This window comes from Pantoea sp. Cy-639 (assembly GCF_011752525.1).
GTDB lineage: Bacteria > Pseudomonadota > Gammaproteobacteria > Pseudomonadales > Pseudomonadaceae > Aquipseudomonas.
Window position 1 is genome coordinate 22157 of sequence record NZ_VWXI01000001.1, and the last position, 17187, is coordinate 39343.

The window sequence follows — 17187 nt, forward strand, 5'->3', positions numbered from 1 at the left end:
CTTGCGGAGGATTCACCATGCGTCGCCTACTGCTCGTTTCCTCGCTGCTCCTGCTGCTGCCCGCCGGCACCGCCCTGGCCCGCGTCGATGCTCGTGACGTCGCCACCTCGGCAGGTATTTCCGCCTCGCTGTACTCGACGTTCAAGGACGACAAACGAATCATCCCGGCCCGCGACGAACTGTCGGCCTTCGTCGCCAGCGGCGGCGCCATCCGCGGCGCCTACCTGGAGTCGGCGCTGCAGCAGGTGCGTCAGGCCAATCCTGGCCTGCAGGCCAGCGACGAAGAGCTGGCCAAGGCGCTGCTGTCCCAGGACGACCCGGTGGCCGATCACTGAGTCATCGCAAGCAGGCCGGATGGCCAAAGTGGGCTTGCCCGACGCTGCATGTTGAGCGGCAGGGTCTAGTCTGAAGGGTTCATGACAACGACCCCTTCATGGACCGAGGCCCTGCCCATGCACCTGTTCCACCCGTCCATCGCCCTTGCCCTGTCACTGGCCTGCGCCACCGCCCAGGCCGCCGAACCCTCGCCCCAGGACCTGCTCGCCCAGGCCCGCGCCGAACAGCCCCACTACCTGGATACCCTCAAGTCGCTGGTTTCGATCGACACCGGCACCGGTACCGAGGCCGGCCTCGCCCAGGTTGGCGCCGAGCTGGTCAAGCGCTTGAAGGCACTCGGTGCCCAAGTGCAGACCCAGGCCGCCACGCCCTCGGTCGGCGACAACATCGTCGCGACCTTCAAGGGCAATGGCAGCAAGGACTTCCTGCTGATGGTCCATTACGACACGGTGTTCGGTCCCGGCACCGCGGCCAGGCGGCCGTTTCGCATCGACGCTCAGCGCGCCTTCGGCCCCGGCGTGGCCGACGCCAAGGGCGGCGTGGCGATGATCCTGCACGCGCTCAAGCTGCTGAACGACCAGCAGTTCAAGGGTTATCGCAACCTCACCGTGCTGTTCAACCCGGACGAGGAGATGGGTTCGGCCGGTTCGAAGCAGCTGATCGCCGAACTGGCGCGCCGACACGACTATGTCTTCAGCTACGAGCCACCGGATCAGGACGCCGTCACCGTCGCCACCAATGGCATCAACCGCCTCAGGCTCGAGGTCAAGGGCCGTGCCGCCCACGCCGGTTCCGCTCCGGAACAGGGACGCAATGCGCTGATCGAACTGGCGAACCAGTTGCTGCAGCTCAACGAACTGGGCGATCCGGCCAAGGGCACCACGGTCAACTGGACCCTGGCCAAGGCCGGCGAGAAGGCCAACATCATCCCGGCGCTGGCCACCGCCGAGGCCGACATGCGCTACGCCGACCTCAGCGAGACCGAGCGTGTCCAGACCGACGCCCAGCGCATCGTCAAACGACAACGGGTAGCGGATACCCAGGTCAGCGTGGTGCTGGAAAAGGGCCGCCCGCCCCTGGCGAAGAACGCCGCCTCCAATCAGTTGGCCGCAACCGCGAGCGACCTCTACAACAAGATCGACCTGTCGCTCATCCCGATCGCCATGCGCTTTGGCACCGATGCCGGCTACGCCTATGTGCCGGACAGCGCCAAGCCAGCGGTGCTGGAGACCCTGGGCGTGGTCGGCGCCGGCCTGCATGGCGACGACGAGTACATCGAACTGTCGAGCATTGCCCCACGGCTGTACCTGACGGTGGCGCTGATTCGCCAACTGGCACGCTGACCCTGGGCCTGCTGCGCCCCCCGGGGATGGCGAGTATTTAGTGCCGGCGCTGGCTGACCAGGTAGTTGCGCAACTGTGGATCATCGTCGAGGCTGATCTCCCGTACCGCCCGCGGCAGCGCGGCCAGCACCGCCTGGCAGAACGCCAGCGCCGAGGCGTCCTCGGCGTAGCAGCGCAGCAACCAGTCCTTGCCTGTGCTGCACAACAGCTGCTGGGCGACAGCCAGGCCAATGCCTTGACGGCGGTACTTGGGCAGGATGAACAGGTCGGCCAGTTCGAACGCATCCATGCCCGGCAGCTCGCTGCGTTCGACCAGCACGAAACCGGCGATGAAACCATCGGCCAGCACCAGGCTGGCGCTCCAGCCTGGGGACTGCCAGTAGCGCTGCAGATGCGGCTCATGGATGTAGAAACGCCCGTCGACCTCGACGTCCTCCTGTTCGAAAGCGGACGATTCGTAGGCATAGAACTGGTAGAGGTTGCGCACCAGTTCGGCCTGCTCGGGGCCGGTCGGCAACAGTTCGATGGGCACACCTGGCATGGTCGACGCTCGCTACGATGGGGCTGGCGATTTTACCAGCGCGGTCACGGAACAAAAGAGCCTGTGCGCAATCATAGCGATGTGCCATATCGGCACCTGACAAGGAATGCGCCACCATGCCTCGAAACACCTCTCGCCGCTGCGCCATCACCCTGCTGGCCGCCACCCTCGCCCTTGGCGGCCTCGCCAGCAGCGCCCACGCCCTCGAGCTGGGCGACGCCCGGGGGTCCGGCTCGGTCGCCGTCGTGGACTATCAGTTCGGCAAGGACGTGGTCGCGAAAAGCCAGATCTCCATCGGCGACCTCGAGAAGCTGATGCGCGCACACGAGGCCCTGGCCAGCAAGGTCGAGGACCAGGCGCGTACGCTCGACACGCTCAAGCGCAACGGCAACACCGGCAGCAGCGACACCTCGAACCTGCAGCGCAAGGTCGAGGATCAGGGTCGCGAGATCGACAAACTGCAACGCGCCCTTGACGATCTCAAGCGCAGCACCGGCTCCGGCTCGTCCTCGACCAGCAGCGAACTGAACGACCTCAAGCGCACAGTCTCCGAACAGACACGCACCATCAGCGACCTGCGGCGCAACGTCGAGGAACTGCAACGCCGCGTCGCTCACTGATCGCGCGGCCTCTCAAGCGGCTGGCAGGGCCGCCACGGCCTCGACCTCCACCAGCATGCCGTCCAGCGCCAGGCGTGGCACCGGAATCAGCGTGCAGGTGGGGGTCATGGCGCCATCCCAGGCACGTTCGGCCTGCGCCACCCACTGGCGCAGGCGCTCCTCGGAATGATCGACCACCAGCAGGGTCAGCTTGAACACCTGCTGCAGGCTCGCGCCCCGCGAGGCCAGGGCGATCTTGAGGTTGACCAGGGCCTGGCGCGCCTGCTCGTCGAAACGTGCGGACAGATGCCCCGCGAGGTCCTCGCCGCCCTGCCCGGCGATGTACACCAGGCGACTGCCGGCCTGGACCTCGGCAACGTGGGAATAGGCATTGGCGCTGGGGTCGTAGAGCCCTTCAGGGTTGCTCAAGGTGAAGGCGGCGGATGGGTTCATGCTGACGCTCCATGGGAAAGGGTTGGAGCGGGCGAGTATCGGACCTCAGGTTAACTCGAGGTCAAGCGTGCGCAGCACAAAATCGGCGCGCTGCTCCACTGGCAGGCGCGGGATCTCTACCACGCGATAACCAAGGGCCGGGTAGGCCTGCAGCAGCCGTTGGTATTCCTCCAGTGCCGCCGCCAGGTCATGACGCCGCTCGGCGTCCTGGGCAAACAGCTGCGGCCAGGGGGGCGTCAGGAATACCGTGGCGTGATAGCGGTGGGCCTGGCCGAGGGCCTGCAACTGCGCCGGGCCGCCCAGGCTGTCGAGGGCAGCCACGGCATCCACCAGCCCACGGTCGAAGAACACCCGCTGGCCATCGTCTGGCAACTGGGCACGGTCGCGCAATGCCAGGGCGATAGCCTGTTCGAGGAACGCCGCGAGGTCCAGCCAGGGCAAGGCCTGGCCACCGCGGGCCTGCTGTTCGCGGACGATCCGCCGCCCGGGTTCCTCGACCACCCGCTCGCCGCGCCGGGCCAACTCGTCGAGCAGGGTCGACTTGCCGCCTCCCGAGCACCCGGAAATCACCACCCGTTTTGCCACGCTCATCCGCCCTCCGGTCATTTTTCCTCGAGCACCGCCCTGCCCTTCACCGCGCGCGGCCCGCGCCAGGCCCAGAACAGCAGCCCGGGGAACGGCGCATAGACGACGAACACCACCCACAGCATCTTGCGCTCGGCGCGTCGGTCGCTGCCGATGATGTGCCAGATGGCAACGATCTCCAAGAGGATGACCACGAAAGCGACGATGATCCAGATTGTTGCGATTTCCATGAAGACTCTCCCGATGGCATGTACGGGTCTGGGTGGCGACTCAGGCCGAGGGTTCCGTCGGATCTTGTTGCGAGCGAGTCGCGCTGGCACATTGACAAGCCGCGACCACCCGCCTGGAACCCCCATGCCATTCGATCCGAACCTGCTCGCCCATACCCGGCATCTACTGGTCTTCACCGGTGCCGGGGTGTCCGCCGAGAGTGGCATCGCCACCTTTCGCGACAAGCTCGACGGCTTGTGGGCGCGCTGCGACCCGACCCAACTGGCCAGCGCCGAGGGTTTTCGCGCAGACCCGGCACTGGTCTGGGGCTGGTACCAGATGCGCCGCGCCGGCATCGCCCGGGCCCGGCCCAACCCCGCGCACCTGGCCATTGCCGCGCTGGCGCGGCGGGTGCCGAGGCTGACCCTGGTGACACAGAACGTCGATGACCTGCACGAGCGCGCCGGCAGCACCGACGTGCTGCACCTGCATGGCCGGCTGGAGGATTTTCGCTGCTTCACCTGCAGCCGTCCGGCCACCACCGCGGTGGCGCTTGCCGCCGACGCGCGCGAAGGCCGCCGTAGCGACCCACCCTGCTGTGCCTCCTGCGGCGGACCGCTACGCCCCGGGGTGGTCTGGTTTGGCGAGACGCTGCCTGAGCAGGTGCTGGACCAGGCCTTCGCGGCCGCGCAACAGTGCGACCTGCTGTTGTCGGTGGGGACTTCCGGGGTGGTCCAGCCAGCGGCCTCGATACCACGGCTGGCGTTGGCAGCGGGGGCGACGCTGCTGCATGTCAATCCGCAGCCGGTGATGACCGGGCACCCGCGCGAATTCGCCCTGACCGGCAACGCCGGCAAGGTGCTGCCCGAGCTGCTGGAGGCGGCCTTCGGCTGAGCTGCCTGACGGCTTCGGTCAGCATGCGCCCACAGCCTCCAGCGCCATCGTCAGTCCCTTGCCATCGGTCCAGGGCGCCAGCCGGGCTTCACGGCATGGGCCAGGCACGACAGCTGTTGTCTTTCCTGTCGCCGCCAAGCACACTCGAGCGCGCCAGCCAGGAAGCGGAGTCCGCAGTGCCCACGCCACGCCAGTTCAGCAAGAAGACCAGCACCAGCAACATGCTGCGCCTCAAGCGCCACGACAGCGGCGCTCAGCGTACCTACCGCGTCGACTTCGTCCTGCTCGAACACTTCTCCATGGCCAGTTTCACCGTGGCGATGGATGTGCTGGTCACCGCCAACCTGCTGCGCGCCGACTGCTTCGCCTCCACCCCGCTGTCGCTGGCCGGCGACCGGGTGCTCAGCGACCTGGGCCTGGAACTGGTGGCCCGCCCGCTCGCTCCGGGCGACTTGCAGGACCTCGACCTGCTGGTGATCTGTGGTGGCCTGCGTACCCCCCTCAAGTACCCCGACCTCGACCGCCTGCTAGGCGACTGCGCCGGCCAGGGCATGACCCTGGGCGGGTTGTGGAACGGCGCCTGGTTCCTCGCTCGCGCCGGGGTCCTCGACGACTATGGCTGCAGCGTGCACCCCGAGCAGCGCGCCAGCCTGGCCGAGTGCAGCCCGCAAACCCGCATCACCCCGGCCAGCTTCACCCTCGACCGCGATCGCCTTACCGCCGCCAGCCCCAACGGTGCCATGGAACTGATGCTCGGGCTGGTGCGACGCCTGTACGGCGACGCCCTGGCCGAGGGGGTCGAGGAGATCCTGTCGTTCTCAGGCGCCCGCTATCGCCAGGTCGGCCCGGGGGCGAAGAAATCCATGAGCCTGCACCTGCGCACCATCGTCGAGCTGATGGAGAACAACCTCGAGGAGACCCTCAGCCTCGACCAACTGGCGGCCTACTCCGGGCGCTCCCGGCGGCAGATCGACCGGCTGTTCCAGGCCCAGCTCGGGACCTCGCCGCGGCGCTACTACATGGAATTGCGCATCACCAAGAGCCGGCGCCTGCTGCAGTACTCGGACCTGTCGGTGATGGAAGTGGCGGTGGCCTGCGGCTTCGTCTCGGTGTCGCACTTCAGCAAGTGCTACGCCGCCTACTTCGGCTACCCGCCTTCGCGGGAGCAACGCCTGGGCGAGTAGCGTCATCCGCTTCAAGCACCGGCCGCCAGCAGGCTGCGGTCGAACACGAAAGCACCGCTCGCGCCAGGCGGGGTGTGCCGGTACACCTGCTGCGGCCGGCCCAGGCGCGGCTGGTGGCGCTCGCCGGTATCCTCGATCCATCCCGCTGCCTTCATTCGCTCCAGACGCTTGCGCAGCGAGGTGTTGTTCACCGCCTGCCCCAGGCATGCCTGTACCGCATCCAGCGCCTCGAGCACGGTGAAGCGCTCGCCCACCAGGTACAGCGGCAGGCTGGTATAGACCGTCTTGGCCGCCAGTCGCTCGCGGCAGCGCTCCACCAGCAGGCGATGGTCGAACGGCAACGGCTGGCGCCCGGCACACAGTGCGTCGAGATCGAAGAACGCCAGGTCGGGCGTGTCGAGCTCCAGTGCCGGATCGAGCAAGGCCAGGTAGTAGGTGCTCAGCGACCAGCCCCGCGGATCGCGCACGGCGTTGCCTTCGGTGCCGACCTGCTCCAGAAACCGCGGTCGCACCCGCGCCTTCTCCGCCAACGCCCGCTCAGCGGCAGCGTCAAGGCTGGGGTCGGCGCAGCGGCCGTTGACGATCACTCCCGGCAATGCCCATTGGCCGCCATGGGGTTCGTGCCTGCGCTGGTGCAGCAGCACCTGCAACTGGCGGGTTTCCGGCGACAGGCGCAGGGCCACGATGTCCACGCTGGCCAGAACTTCGGCTGTACTCACTGGATGGTTCCTCTCTGTGCGAGCGCTATATTCCACCAGGGCGATTAAATCGATCAAGCACCTTTCAATAAAAGTTCACGCTTGACACACTTAATGCACCAGGTGAATTATATGAGCATCCCAGCCAAGGAGACCGTCACCATGAAAATCGCCAGTTTCGATGTCGACGCGCAGAACGGCTTCACCGCCCACGCGCCCCAGGAACTGCCGGTGCCGGACGGCGAGCAGATCGTCCCCGCTCTCGACGCCATGGCCCTGCGCGCCTCCCTGCGCCTGGGCAGCAAGGACGCCCACCCGGCCAATGCTGCCTGGGTGGTCGCCAACCACGAGCAGATGCTGCAACCCCTGGCCCTGCCCGACGCCGACCTGACCTGGGTCAGCCACTGCGTCCCCGGCACCCCGGGCTTCGCGCTGCTGCCCGGCCTGCCCGCCCCCATCGACTATGACTATTTCGTCTGGAAAGGTGTCGAGCCCGACCTGCACCCCTACGGCGCCTGCTACCACGACCTGGCCGAACGCCGCTCCACCGGGGTGATCGAATTCCTCAAGGTGCAACAGGTGCAGGCGATCATCGTCGGCGGCCTGGCCCTGGACTATTGCGTGCGCACCACGGCCCTGCAACTGCGCCGCGCCGGCTTCGAGGTGCTGCTGTACCTGCCGGCCTGCCGCGCCCTGAGCGTCGCGGGCGCCCAGGCTGCCTGCGCCGACATGGCCGCCGCCGGCATCCACCTGTGCGCCGACCCACAGGCACTCGACAGCCACCTCGGCCAACTCAAGGAGACCCGCCCATGAGCGACAGCGTTTTCGGCCCACGGATCATCCAGAACCTGCTGGACACCGACTTCTACAAGATCACCATGATGCAGGCGGTGCTGCACAACTACCCCAACGCCGAAGTGGAATGGGAGTTCCGTTGCCGCAACGACGAGGACCTGTCCCCCTACCTGGCCGAGATTCGCCACCAGATTAGCCAACTCGCCGACGTCTCGGTGACCCTCGACCAACTGGCCTACCTGGAGAAGATCCCCTTCATCAAGCCGGACTTCATCCGCTTTCTCAGCCTGTTCCGCTTCAACCTGCGCTATGTCCAGGTGGGCCTGGACGACAGCGGCCAGCTGGCGATCCGCATCCGCGGGCCGTGGCTGCATGTGATCCTGTTCGAAATCCCGCTGCTGGCGATCGTGTCCGAGGTGCGCAACCGCGTCCGCTACCGCGACGTGGTCATCGAGCAGGTCGGCGAGCGCCTGTACCAGAAGCTCGACTGGCTCAAGACGCAGGCCAGCGCCGCGGAGCTGGACGGCCTGCAACTGGCCGACTTCGGCACCCGTCGACGCTTTTCCTACCGGGTCCAGGAAGAGGTGGTGCACATCCTCAAGCACGACTTCCCCGGCCGTTTCGTCGGCACCAGCAATGTGCACCTGGCCCGCGAGTATCAGCTACGGCCCATCGGCACCATGGCCCACGAATGGTTCATGGCCCACCAGCAGCTCGGCCCGCGACTGGTGGACAGCCAGGCCGCGGCGCTGGAGTGCTGGGTGCGCGAGTACCGTGGCCAGCTCGGCATCGCCCTGACCGACTGCATCGGCATGGACGCCTTCACCCGCGATTTCGACCTGTACTTCGCCAAGCTGTTCGACGGCCTGCGCCACGACTCGGGAGAGCCGCTGGCCTGGGCAGAGAAGGCCATCGCCCATTACCAGCGCCTGGGTATCGACCCCAGGAGCAAGACCCTGATCTTCTCCGACGGCCTGGACTTTCCGAAGATGCTCGCGCTGTACCGCGCCCTGCATGAGCGGATCAACGTGAGCTTTGGCATCGGCACCAACCTGACCTGCGACATTCCCGGCGTCGCGCCGATGAACATGGTGATCAAGATGACCGCCTGCAACGGTGCGCCGGTGGCGAAGATCTCCGACAGCCCGGGCAAGACCCAGTGCCGTGACGAAAACTTCGTCGCCTACCTGCGGCATGTGTTCAAGGTGGCCTGAGGGACCTTGTCGCGAGGCCCGGCAAGCTTTTTCGAGCGCCCCCTCGTTGCCACGCACGTTTGCTTGTATGGTGTTGTCCAAGAAGGATGTTTTACCCGCACAGGAAAGACTTAGATGCCCCAACGCAATGTCATCAACGCCTCCGTCAGCCCCAAGGGCAGCCTGGAGACGCTGTCGCAACGTGAAGTACAGCAACTGAGCGAAGTCGGTACCGGCAGCCTCTACACCCTGTTCCGCCAGTGCGCCCTGGCTATCCTCAACACTGGCGCCCATGTCGACAATGCCAAGACCATCCTCGAGGCCTACCAGGACTTCGAGGTCCGCATCCACCAGCAGGACCGCGGCGTGCGCCTGGAACTGCTCAACGCCCCGGCCGACGCCTTCGTCGACGGCGAAATGATCGCCAGTACCCGCGAGATGCTGTTCAGCGCCCTGCGCGACATCGTCTACACCGAGAGCGAGCTGGCCAGCCAGCGCATCGACCTGGAAAGCTCCCAGGGCCTCACCGACTATGTCTTCCACCTGCTGCGCAACGCGCGCACCCTGCGCCCGGGCGTGGAGCCGAAGATGGTGGTGTGCTGGGGCGGCCACTCGATCAGCACCGAGGAGTACCAGTACACCAAGAAGGTCGGCCACGAGCTGGGCCTGCGCAAGCTGGACATCTGCACCGGCTGCGGCCCGGGCGTGATGAAAGGGCCGATGAAGGGCGCGACCATCGCCCATGCCAAGCAGCGCATGCACGGCAGCCGCTACCTCGGCCTGACCGAGCCGGGCATCATCGCCGCCGAGGCGCCCAACCCGATCGTCAACGAGCTGGTGATCCTGCCGGACATCGAGAAACGCCTGGAGGCCTTCGTCCGTGTCGGCCACGGCATCATCATCTTCCCCGGCGGCGCCGGTACCGCCGAGGAGTTCCTCTACCTGCTCGGCATCCTCATGCACCCGGACAACCAGGACCTGCCCTTCCCGGTCATTCTCACCGGCCCGCGCAGCGCCGAGCCGTTCCTGCAGCAGTTGCACGCCTTCGTCGGCGCCACCCTCGGCGAGGCGGCCCAGGGCCATTACCAGATCATCATCGACGATCCCGCCGAAGTGGCGCGGCAGATGGTCGAGGGGCTCAAGGCGGTCAAGCAGTTCCGTCGCGAGCGCAACGATGCGTTCCACTTCAACTGGCTGCTGAAGATTGCCGAGGGCTTCCAGCACCCGTTCGACCCGACCCACGAAAACATGGCCAACCTGGCACTGCGCCGCGACCTGCCGCCCCACGAACTGGCCGCGAACCTGCGCCGGGCGTTTTCCGGCATCGTCGCGGGCAACGTCAAGGACAAGGGCATTCGCCTGATCGAGGAGCACGGTCCCTACCAGATCCACGGCGACGCCGCGGTCCTCGACCCGCTTGGCCGACTGCTGCAGGCCTTCGTCGACCAGCACCGGATGAAATTACCGGGCGGCGCGGCGTATGTGCCGTGCTACCAGGTGGTGACCTGACCGGTCGTCAGGACCAGGCCTTTCAGGCGTCGGGAAAGTAGCGCCCGGCTTGGGATTGCCGGGGGCTGCTTTGCAGCCCCGGCAATCGGGAGTCGAGTAGCCATCCCCATGAATCGCAGGCTGCGCGTCGAACCAACGACCTCAGCAGCCACTCAAGGCCGGGGCACGACGCTCGCCGGCGAAGAACAGCGGGCGCAGGCGCACCCCCAGCAGGTTGCCGACATAGGCCGCGACCAGCCACAGCCAGCCATGCACGCTGCCCGAAGCGATGCCGCTGAAGTACGCACCGATGTTGCAGCCATAGGCCAGGCGCGAGCCATAGCCCAGCAGCAGGCCTCCAAGCACTGCGGCCAGCAGCGACGGCAACGGAATCTTCAGGCTCGGCGCGAAGCGTCCGGCCAGGCCTGCGGCCAGCAACGCCCCCAGGACGATGCCGAGGTCCATCACCGTGGTGATGTCCTGCCACAGCGGCGCAGCCAGGGCCTTGGCATTGGCCGGTGCCTGCCAGAACACCCAACTGCCGACATCCACGCCCAACCCACTGAGGGTCTTGGCCCCCCACAGGGCGAACGCCGACGTGATGCCCCATGGGCGTCCCGCCAGGGCCAGGGTCGCGTAGTTCAGCAGTGCCAGGGCAATCGCGCCCCACAGCAGCGGCCAAGGGCCGCGCAGCAAGCGCCGCAGCCCTTGCCGCGAACTGTCCGCAGGCACCTCCAGCCCACCATGACGGCGCTTTTCCAGCACCACCGTGAGCCAGGCGATCAGGCCGAACACTGCCAGGCTCGCAACCAGCGCCGGGCCCACGCCCCATGCCTGGACGATCGAGGTGGCCGGGAACGACGGCAGTGCGAACCACCAGTCGGCGTGATGGGTGGCGCTCACCGAACCGATGATGAAGAACAGCAGGGTCACCAGCATCCGCGCATTGCCACCGCCCACGGTGAACAGCGTGCCCGAGGCGCAACCACCGCCCAGCTGCATGCCGATGCCGAAGATGAACGCGCCGAACACCACCGACACCCCGGCCGGCGCCACCAGCCCGCTGACCGGATTACCGAACAGGCTGCCTGCGGCCAGGGCCGGGAAGAACAGCAGCACCGCCAGGGCCAGCATGACCATCTGCGCGCGCAGGCCGGCGCCACGGCGCTCGTTGATGAACACCCGCCAGGCCGAGGTGAAGCCAAAGGCGGCGTGGTACAGGGTCAGACCCAGGGCGGCGCCGACCAGTAACAGCAGCACCTGCTTGAAGCCGGCATTGATGTTGAGGAACCACGCCCCGGCCAGTAGCAGGGCCAGGGCGATCAATGGCGCGCCAAGGCGCCGGGGCTGGGGTGAAGCGGTAGCGCAAAGACCCATTGGGATACTCGGAATAACAGTCGAATGGCCGGGGAGTATACCGCCACCAGGCCCTGTGTCCTGTACCAATCACGAAGAACAATCCTACGAGAGACGCAGAAATTTCAGCTCAGCAGTTGTGATTTGCTACGGCCTGGAATTTTCCCGGCAACAGGACAGTGCAATGCTCACGGCCGACCAGCTCGAACAACTTCGCGAAGTCATCTCGGAAAACCTCCGGGTCCAGCGCAACAACAACCCGGTGGACTACATCAGCGTGGGTACCGCCCTGCAGGATGCGAAGTCCAAGCAGAACCACGCCATCTTCGCCCGCCGCGGCTGTGGCAAGACACTGCTGCTGCACCACTCCTCGCAGCACCTCAAGTCCGAGCTCAAGAGCATCTACCTGAATTGCGAGGACTTCAAACGCCACTCCTTCCCCAATGTCCTGGTGGAGATCCTGGCGTCCATCTTCCGCGAACTGGACAAGAACATTTCCGGCTGGTTCGGCAAGAAAAAGAAACTCAAGCAGATCATCAAGGACATCCTCGAAAAACTCAGGGCCTTGCATGTCGAGGCCGATAACCGCGAAGAAGCCATTCGCAGCCGGGTCGCCAGCGAGCAGAACAGCGGTTTCGATGCAGGGATCAACATCGAGGACATCGCCCTGGCCGCCACCGGGGGTACCCGCGAAAGCCACGAAGTCGAACGCTCATTCAAGATCCACCACCAGAAACTGCAGGAGCTCGACCGGTGGCTGCCGAACCTGAAGGAAAACCTGCGTGAGCTGTTCGAGGCCTCGAGCACCGTCAAGGGCATCATCCTGCAGATCGACGACCTCTATCACCTCAAGCGCACCGACCAGGCCTTCGTCGTCGATTATGTCCACCGCCTGTGCAAGGACATTCCGATCTATTTCAAGATCGCCACCCTGCGCCACTCCTCGACCCTCTACGTCGATCGCGACGGCCAGCCCATCGGCGCCCAGGAGCGCCACGACTACCAGCCGATCGACATCGACTACACCTTCAACAACTTCGCCCGCACGCTGAAACAGAACCACGCCATCCTCCTGCAATTCGGCGCCCAGGCGGGCATCAGCGAAGCGCAGATCATGGGCCTGTTCAAGGGCGAAGGCTTCACCCGCCTGGTGATGGCCGGCGGCGGTGTGCCACGGGACGTGCTGTCGCTGTTCCTGCACCTGCTCAACGAAACGGTCCAGGACGAAGCCGGCAGGATCGGCAAGGACGAGGTGCGCTTGCTGTCGCGCCACAACTTCGAACGCAAGATCGAGGAGCTCAAGCAGGACTCCAAGGACGACGAGCAGGACGACCTGCTCAAGGGCATCTACATCATCAAGAGCTTCTGCCTGGACAAGAAGAACAACATCTTCGTCATCGAAGAAAAGTTGCTGCAGCAGAACGACGCCCTGCGGGCGCTGATCTACCGGCTGCTGGACTACCGCATCATCCACAGCTGCGCCACCGCCCTCACCCACAAGTCGGCCGAGGGCACCTTCCAGGCCTTCGCCGTCGACATCGGCTGCTATGCCCACTACCGCAAGCTGGACAAGCGCTTCAACGAGATCGATGTCTCCGATACCGCCGCCCGGGAGCGCATGCGCTCGGCGCCCGTGCTCGACCAGGCCAAGATCAACAACATCGTGGCCTCGCTGCCGGCCCACAAGCCGGTGGAACTGCTGGCCGAGGCCATGGAAGACTAGGGTCTGCGTGAACAGTCTTGAGACGAAGGTCAGGCTGACTTCAACGCAGCATCACCGAGTATCAAGGCTTTTCACACAGGGCCTAGGGCTTGCGCGCCACGCAGCCGAACACCATGTCACCGATGAAGATGCCCTGCGCCTGCCGGCGCTCGGCCTCGAGCCGTGCCGGCAGGGTATCTACATCCACCTGCCGGGCCGTGGCGATGCCCAGTGCGATGATTCGCGGCAGGCAGGCGCGGACAATACCTGCCAGGCCGGTATCGTTGTCAGGCGTCTGCACCAGGGCTTCGGCACGCAAGTCTTCCACGACCAGGCCGGCCTGGGCCACGGCCCGCTGCAAGTTGAATCCCATGTGCAGGTCGGCCCCCTCCGCCGCCAGCATGCGCTGCAGCCAGCGCGTGGCCTTGCGGTGCAGGGCGAACGGCTCCAGGCTCGCTGGCGCCAGGGTGGTGTCGTGCTCCTGGAGCACCAGCAATCCTCCTGGTAGCAGATGCCGGGCCAGCGCGCGCAGTGCCTTGGCCGCGTCGGCCTGGTACATCAGTACCCGCCGCCCGACGATGGCGTCGAACAACCCCAGCGACGCAGGCAGCCCCTGCAGGTCACCCTGGACGAAAGTCGGCACCGCCGCGCCCTTGGGCACTTCGCGCTGACGCGCCAGCGCCAGAGGCGCGGCGGCCTGGTCGATACCCACCACTGCACCCTCGCCGTCCACCAGCCGGGCCAGGGTCAGGCTCACCTCGCCACTGCCGCAACCGACATCCAGCACCCGCATGCCCGGGCCTATGCCGGCATCGAGCAACAATCGCGTGGTGAAATCCGCTTTCGCAAGTACCATGGCGCCCCCCCTTGACCCGGGCCCCAGTGTGCAGAGACAGGCCCCCTGGATACAAGCGCAGCCAGTACGCCAGGCCTCGTCCGGGCTGCTCGGCCATACCGCAATAGCGCTGACACGTGCCGGAGCCTGCCCCCATGACCGAACAGGAGCGCTTGGCACGCCATCGCGGAACAAGCCGCTCCCACAAGACTGTTCGTACGGAGCCTCAGGCCTCTGGCACCGTCGCTACGCCCTGCGCCTGGGCGGTACGCGCGACCACCGGAGGGGTCAAGCGCAGGATACGGTCGCGGCCGCCTTCGGCGAGCAGGTAGCCACCCTGGCCATCGGGCACGATCGCCTGCGGCGCCTTCAGGTAGGTCAGGACGGTGTGACGACGGCCATCGCTGTCGATGCGCAGCAACCGGGCACGGTGGGTGGAGTCTTCACTGATCCACAGGCCACGCGAATCGCAGAACAGGAAGGTAGGGTTGCGCAGGCCGTCGGCCACCACCGGGTCTTTGCCGCTGTCGTCGAACGCGCGGATACGACCGCTGGCTTTCTCGGTGTACAGCAGGCGGCCGTCGGTGCAGCGGGTAAGGCCCTCGGTCTCGGTCAACTCCGAACGCAGCACCTCGAGCTGCCCACTGTGCCAGTCGTAGCGCAGCAAGCGGCCATCGCCCTTGCGGTCCTCGATGGCATAGAGGTACTGGCCATCGTTGAACATCCCCTGCACGTTGTTGCCCTGGAACAGGGTGCTCAACTGGCCATCGCGCGACAGCCTGACCGGCGCCTCGCCGACTTCCTGGCTGAACACCCAGCCACCGTCCACGCCGACCATGCCATCGGGCTTGGACAGGCCATCGACCACCACCTCCCGCTCGCCAGAGGCGGTGATGCGCAGGATGCTGCCCTGGCCGTCACGCAGCTCGCGGCTGACCAGCAGGCTGCCGTCGGCCTGGGGCAGCAAGGAGGCGGCATTGGCCACGCTGTCGTGCAACACCTGCACCTCCCAACCGTCGGCAGCCTGCACCGGGTAGTAGGTCTGCCAGGCGAAGAAACCCAAGGTGCTGGCGAACAGGCCGGCCGTGGTCGCCAGGGCCAGGCGGGCTGTGCGGGTGCGCAGGGCATGGATCATGAGTGAAGCTCCTTGAAAGTGCCGGGGGATCCTAGCAACGGAATGTGAAAAAAATGTCACGGGACGGAACCCAGTGCGGCCTCCTGGCCGCTGTATGTATATAGCCTCTTGCGGCAACTGGCGCTCGTGCGTTGCCCGGCTTGCGCATTCACCTGGCAAATACCTGGTATTTCAACATTTAATTTGTGGATGGCAGTGGCCGCCCCCTATGCTGTCGGTGCATCCCCTGCACGCACCGGCCGGTGTGGTCCAAGGCACGGGGAGAGAACAACAAGTCGAGACCGTTCATGTCGAAACCTTCCTACTTCGCCCCCCACGGTGGGCACCCGGCTCAAACCGAGCTGCTGACTGACCGTGCCATGTTCACCGAAGCCTATGCCGTCATCCCCAAGGGCGTGATGCGTGACATCGTCACCAGCCACCTGCCGTTCTGGGACAAGATGCGCATGTGGGTCATCGCCCGTCCGCTGACCGGCTTCGCCGAGACCTTCTCGCAGTACATCGTCGAAGTCGCACCTGAAGGCGGCAGCGAGCGTCCGGAACTGGACCCGAATGCCGAAGCGGTGCTGTTCGTGGTCGAAGGCGAGATCGACATCACCGTCGAAGGCAAGCACCACACCCTGGTACCGGGCGGCTACGCCTTCCTCGCCCCAGGCGCCGACTGGAGCCTGCGCAACAACAGCAAGGCCAACGTCACCTTCCACTGGCTGCGCAAGCACTACCAGAAAGTCGAAGGCCTGGCCGTGCCCGAATCCTTCGTCACCCACCGCGACAACGCCACCGTCATCGAGATGCCGGGCACCGAAGGCCGCTGGGTCACCACCCGCTTCGTCGACATGGCCGACATGCGTCACGACATGCACGTCAACATCGTCACCTTCCAGCCGGGCGGCGTGATTCCGTTTGCCGAGACCCACGTCATGGAACACGGTCTGTACGTGCTCGAAGGCAAGGCGGTGTACCGCCTGAACCAGGACTGGGTGGAAGTGGAAGCCGGCGATTTCATGTGGCTGCGCGCCTTCTGCCCGCAGGCCTGCTACTCCGGCGGCCCAGGCCCGTTCAGCTACCTGCTGTACAAGGACGTCAACCGCCACGTGCACCTGACCCTCAACCCCAAGCGTTGAGTCCAGGCCGATGTCCGCGAGCCCGCCTTCATGGCGGGCTTTGCTTTTGTGGCCATACTTGCCGTTGACACCCCCACCGGCCACCGACCATGCCCCTGCGCCGCCTGCTCATCACCCTGCTGCTGGTATTGCCGAGCACCCTGGCAGCCGCCGACGACTGGAAGCTGGCCTACGACCGCGAAGGGATCCGGGTCTACCTGAACGAGGCCGCCGGCTCGTCCTACCAGCAGTTTCGCGGGATCAGCACGATCCAGGCCGGCCTGCACACCCTCGCTGACCTGCAGGAGAACCTGCGGGTGGCCTGCAAGTGGCTGTACGCCTGCGCGCAGATGCGCCTGCTGGCGGTCGAGGGCGACAGTACCTGGATCTACCTGACCACCAACCTGCCCTGGCCCACCCTGCCCCGGGACATGGTGCTCCAGGTGCGCAGCGAGCGCCTTGCCGACGGCACGCTGGTGCGTCACCTGAGCGCCGACCCTGAGCGCATGCCCGAGCAGCCGGGGCTGATCCGGGTACGCCACCTGAGTGGCGAGTGGATCATGAACCCCCTGGGCGAGCGCAGCACCGAGGTCACCTACCAGCTACAGGCCGATCCCGCTGGCGATGTGCCAGGCTGGCTGGCCAACCGCTTCGTGGTCGATGCCCCGGTGGTGACCCTGCGCACCCTGCGCGCCGTGGCCGAACGCCAGCGCTGAGCGCCTGGCGTCAGCCGCCAC

The 17187-nt window shown here is 66.1% G+C and carries 19 protein-coding genes; 11 read left to right on the forward strand and 8 right to left on the reverse strand.

Going from position 1 to position 17187, the window contains the following annotated elements; all coding sequences use genetic code 11:
* The first annotated feature begins 17 nt into the window (after positions 1-17).
* Both F3J43_RS00110 and F3J43_RS00115 read left to right on the forward strand, forming a co-directional pair.
* Entirely contained in the window at positions 18-335 is a 318-nt protein-coding gene (locus F3J43_RS00110) for a DUF2388 domain-containing protein (RefSeq protein WP_166882795.1), read from the forward strand.
* A gap of 81 nt (positions 336-416) precedes the next feature.
* Positions 417-1679 carry a M20/M25/M40 family metallo-hydrolase gene (locus F3J43_RS00115; RefSeq protein ID WP_205297538.1) on the forward strand — a complete coding sequence of 421 codons (1263 nt, stop codon included), beginning with the start codon at positions 417-419 and terminating at the stop codon, positions 1677-1679.
* Positions 1680-1716: 37 nt separating this feature from the next.
* Here F3J43_RS00115 and F3J43_RS00120 read toward each other — a convergent pair whose 3' ends face one another.
* A complete protein-coding gene (locus tag F3J43_RS00120; protein WP_166882796.1) occupies positions 1717-2220 on the reverse strand; it encodes a GNAT family N-acetyltransferase in 504 nt (167 codons plus the stop codon).
* Positions 2221-2336: 116 nt separating this feature from the next.
* On the opposite strand from F3J43_RS00120, the gene F3J43_RS00125 reads away from it, so the two are divergent.
* On the forward strand, positions 2337-2840 hold the full coding sequence (locus F3J43_RS00125) for a hypothetical protein (RefSeq protein WP_166882797.1): 504 nt from the start codon (positions 2337-2339) through the stop codon (positions 2838-2840).
* A gap of 12 nt (positions 2841-2852) precedes the next feature.
* Here F3J43_RS00125 and F3J43_RS00130 read toward each other — a convergent pair whose 3' ends face one another.
* From F3J43_RS00130 to F3J43_RS00140, 3 genes are read right to left on the reverse strand one after another with little or no spacing between them, the layout of a single operon-like run.
* A complete protein-coding gene (locus F3J43_RS00130) occupies positions 2853-3272 on the reverse strand; it encodes a RidA family protein (protein WP_166882798.1) in 420 nt (139 codons plus the stop codon).
* 45 nt (positions 3273-3317) lie between these two features.
* Positions 3318-3863: an AAA family ATPase gene (locus F3J43_RS00135; RefSeq protein ID WP_205297539.1), complete on the reverse strand. Its 546-nt coding sequence runs from the start codon at positions 3861-3863 to the stop codon at positions 3318-3320.
* 11 nt (positions 3864-3874) lie between these two features.
* Entirely contained in the window at positions 3875-4087 is a 213-nt protein-coding gene (locus F3J43_RS00140; protein ID WP_166882799.1) for a PLDc N-terminal domain-containing protein, read from the reverse strand.
* Positions 4088-4211: 124 nt separating this feature from the next.
* Between F3J43_RS00140 and F3J43_RS00145 the strand changes: the two genes are divergently transcribed.
* Positions 4212-4961 (forward strand): SIR2 family NAD-dependent protein deacylase, encoded by a 750-nt coding sequence (locus F3J43_RS00145; protein ID WP_166882800.1) that lies wholly within the window; start codon positions 4212-4214, stop codon positions 4959-4961.
* A gap of 95 nt (positions 4962-5056) precedes the next feature.
* Positions 5057-6145: a GlxA family transcriptional regulator gene (locus tag F3J43_RS00150; RefSeq protein ID WP_205297540.1), complete on the forward strand. Its 1089-nt coding sequence runs from the start codon at positions 5057-5059 to the stop codon at positions 6143-6145.
* 11 nt (positions 6146-6156) lie between these two features.
* On the opposite strand, the gene F3J43_RS00155 is transcribed toward F3J43_RS00150, so the two are convergent.
* Complete coding sequence (locus F3J43_RS00155) at positions 6157-6864, reverse strand: NUDIX hydrolase (protein WP_166882801.1); 708 nt, start codon at positions 6862-6864, stop codon at positions 6157-6159.
* Positions 6865-6975: 111 nt separating this feature from the next.
* On the opposite strand from F3J43_RS00155, the gene F3J43_RS00160 reads away from it, so the two are divergent.
* The 3 genes from F3J43_RS00160 to ppnN all read left to right on the forward strand — a co-directional run bounded on the left by F3J43_RS00160 (position 6976) and on the right by ppnN (position 10340).
* Complete coding sequence (locus F3J43_RS00160; RefSeq protein WP_286184297.1) at positions 6976-7656, forward strand: isochorismatase family protein; 681 nt, start codon at positions 6976-6978, stop codon at positions 7654-7656.
* The gene (gene pncB / locus F3J43_RS00165; RefSeq protein ID WP_166882802.1) at positions 7653-8852 is read left to right on the forward strand and encodes a nicotinate phosphoribosyltransferase; all 1200 of its coding nucleotides are present in this window, start codon (positions 7653-7655) and stop codon (positions 8850-8852) included. The genes F3J43_RS00160 and pncB overlap by 4 nt, the downstream gene beginning before the upstream one ends.
* A 114-nt stretch (positions 8853-8966) precedes the next feature.
* Complete coding sequence (gene ppnN, locus F3J43_RS00170; protein WP_166882803.1) at positions 8967-10340, forward strand: nucleotide 5'-monophosphate nucleosidase PpnN; 1374 nt, start codon at positions 8967-8969, stop codon at positions 10338-10340.
* Between the two features lie 141 nt (positions 10341-10481).
* Here ppnN and F3J43_RS00175 read toward each other — a convergent pair whose 3' ends face one another.
* Positions 10482-11696, reverse strand: coding sequence for a YeeE/YedE family protein (locus tag F3J43_RS00175; protein WP_166882804.1), 1215 nt, complete (start codon positions 11694-11696; stop codon positions 10482-10484).
* 163 nt (positions 11697-11859) lie between these two features.
* On the opposite strand from F3J43_RS00175, the gene F3J43_RS00180 reads away from it, so the two are divergent.
* Positions 11860-13398, forward strand: coding sequence for a P-loop NTPase family protein (locus F3J43_RS00180; RefSeq protein WP_166882805.1), 1539 nt, complete (start codon positions 11860-11862; stop codon positions 13396-13398).
* A gap of 82 nt (positions 13399-13480) precedes the next feature.
* Here F3J43_RS00180 and F3J43_RS00185 read toward each other — a convergent pair whose 3' ends face one another.
* Positions 13481-14233 (reverse strand): methyltransferase domain-containing protein, encoded by a 753-nt coding sequence (locus tag F3J43_RS00185; RefSeq protein ID WP_166882806.1) that lies wholly within the window; start codon positions 14231-14233, stop codon positions 13481-13483.
* Positions 14234-14438: 205 nt separating this feature from the next.
* Positions 14439-15347 (reverse strand): NHL repeat-containing protein, encoded by a 909-nt coding sequence (locus tag F3J43_RS00190; RefSeq protein WP_166882807.1) that lies wholly within the window; start codon positions 15345-15347, stop codon positions 14439-14441.
* A 287-nt stretch (positions 15348-15634) separates the two neighbouring features.
* Between F3J43_RS00190 and F3J43_RS00195 the strand changes: the two genes are divergently transcribed.
* Both F3J43_RS00195 and F3J43_RS00200 read left to right on the forward strand, forming a co-directional pair.
* Positions 15635-16471, forward strand: coding sequence for a bifunctional allantoicase/(S)-ureidoglycine aminohydrolase (locus F3J43_RS00195; protein ID WP_166882808.1), 837 nt, complete (start codon positions 15635-15637; stop codon positions 16469-16471).
* Positions 16472-16560: 89 nt separating this feature from the next.
* Positions 16561-17166 carry an START domain-containing protein gene (locus F3J43_RS00200; RefSeq protein ID WP_166882809.1) on the forward strand — a complete coding sequence of 202 codons (606 nt, stop codon included), beginning with the start codon at positions 16561-16563 and terminating at the stop codon, positions 17164-17166.
* Positions 17167-17187: the final 21 nt, after the last annotated feature.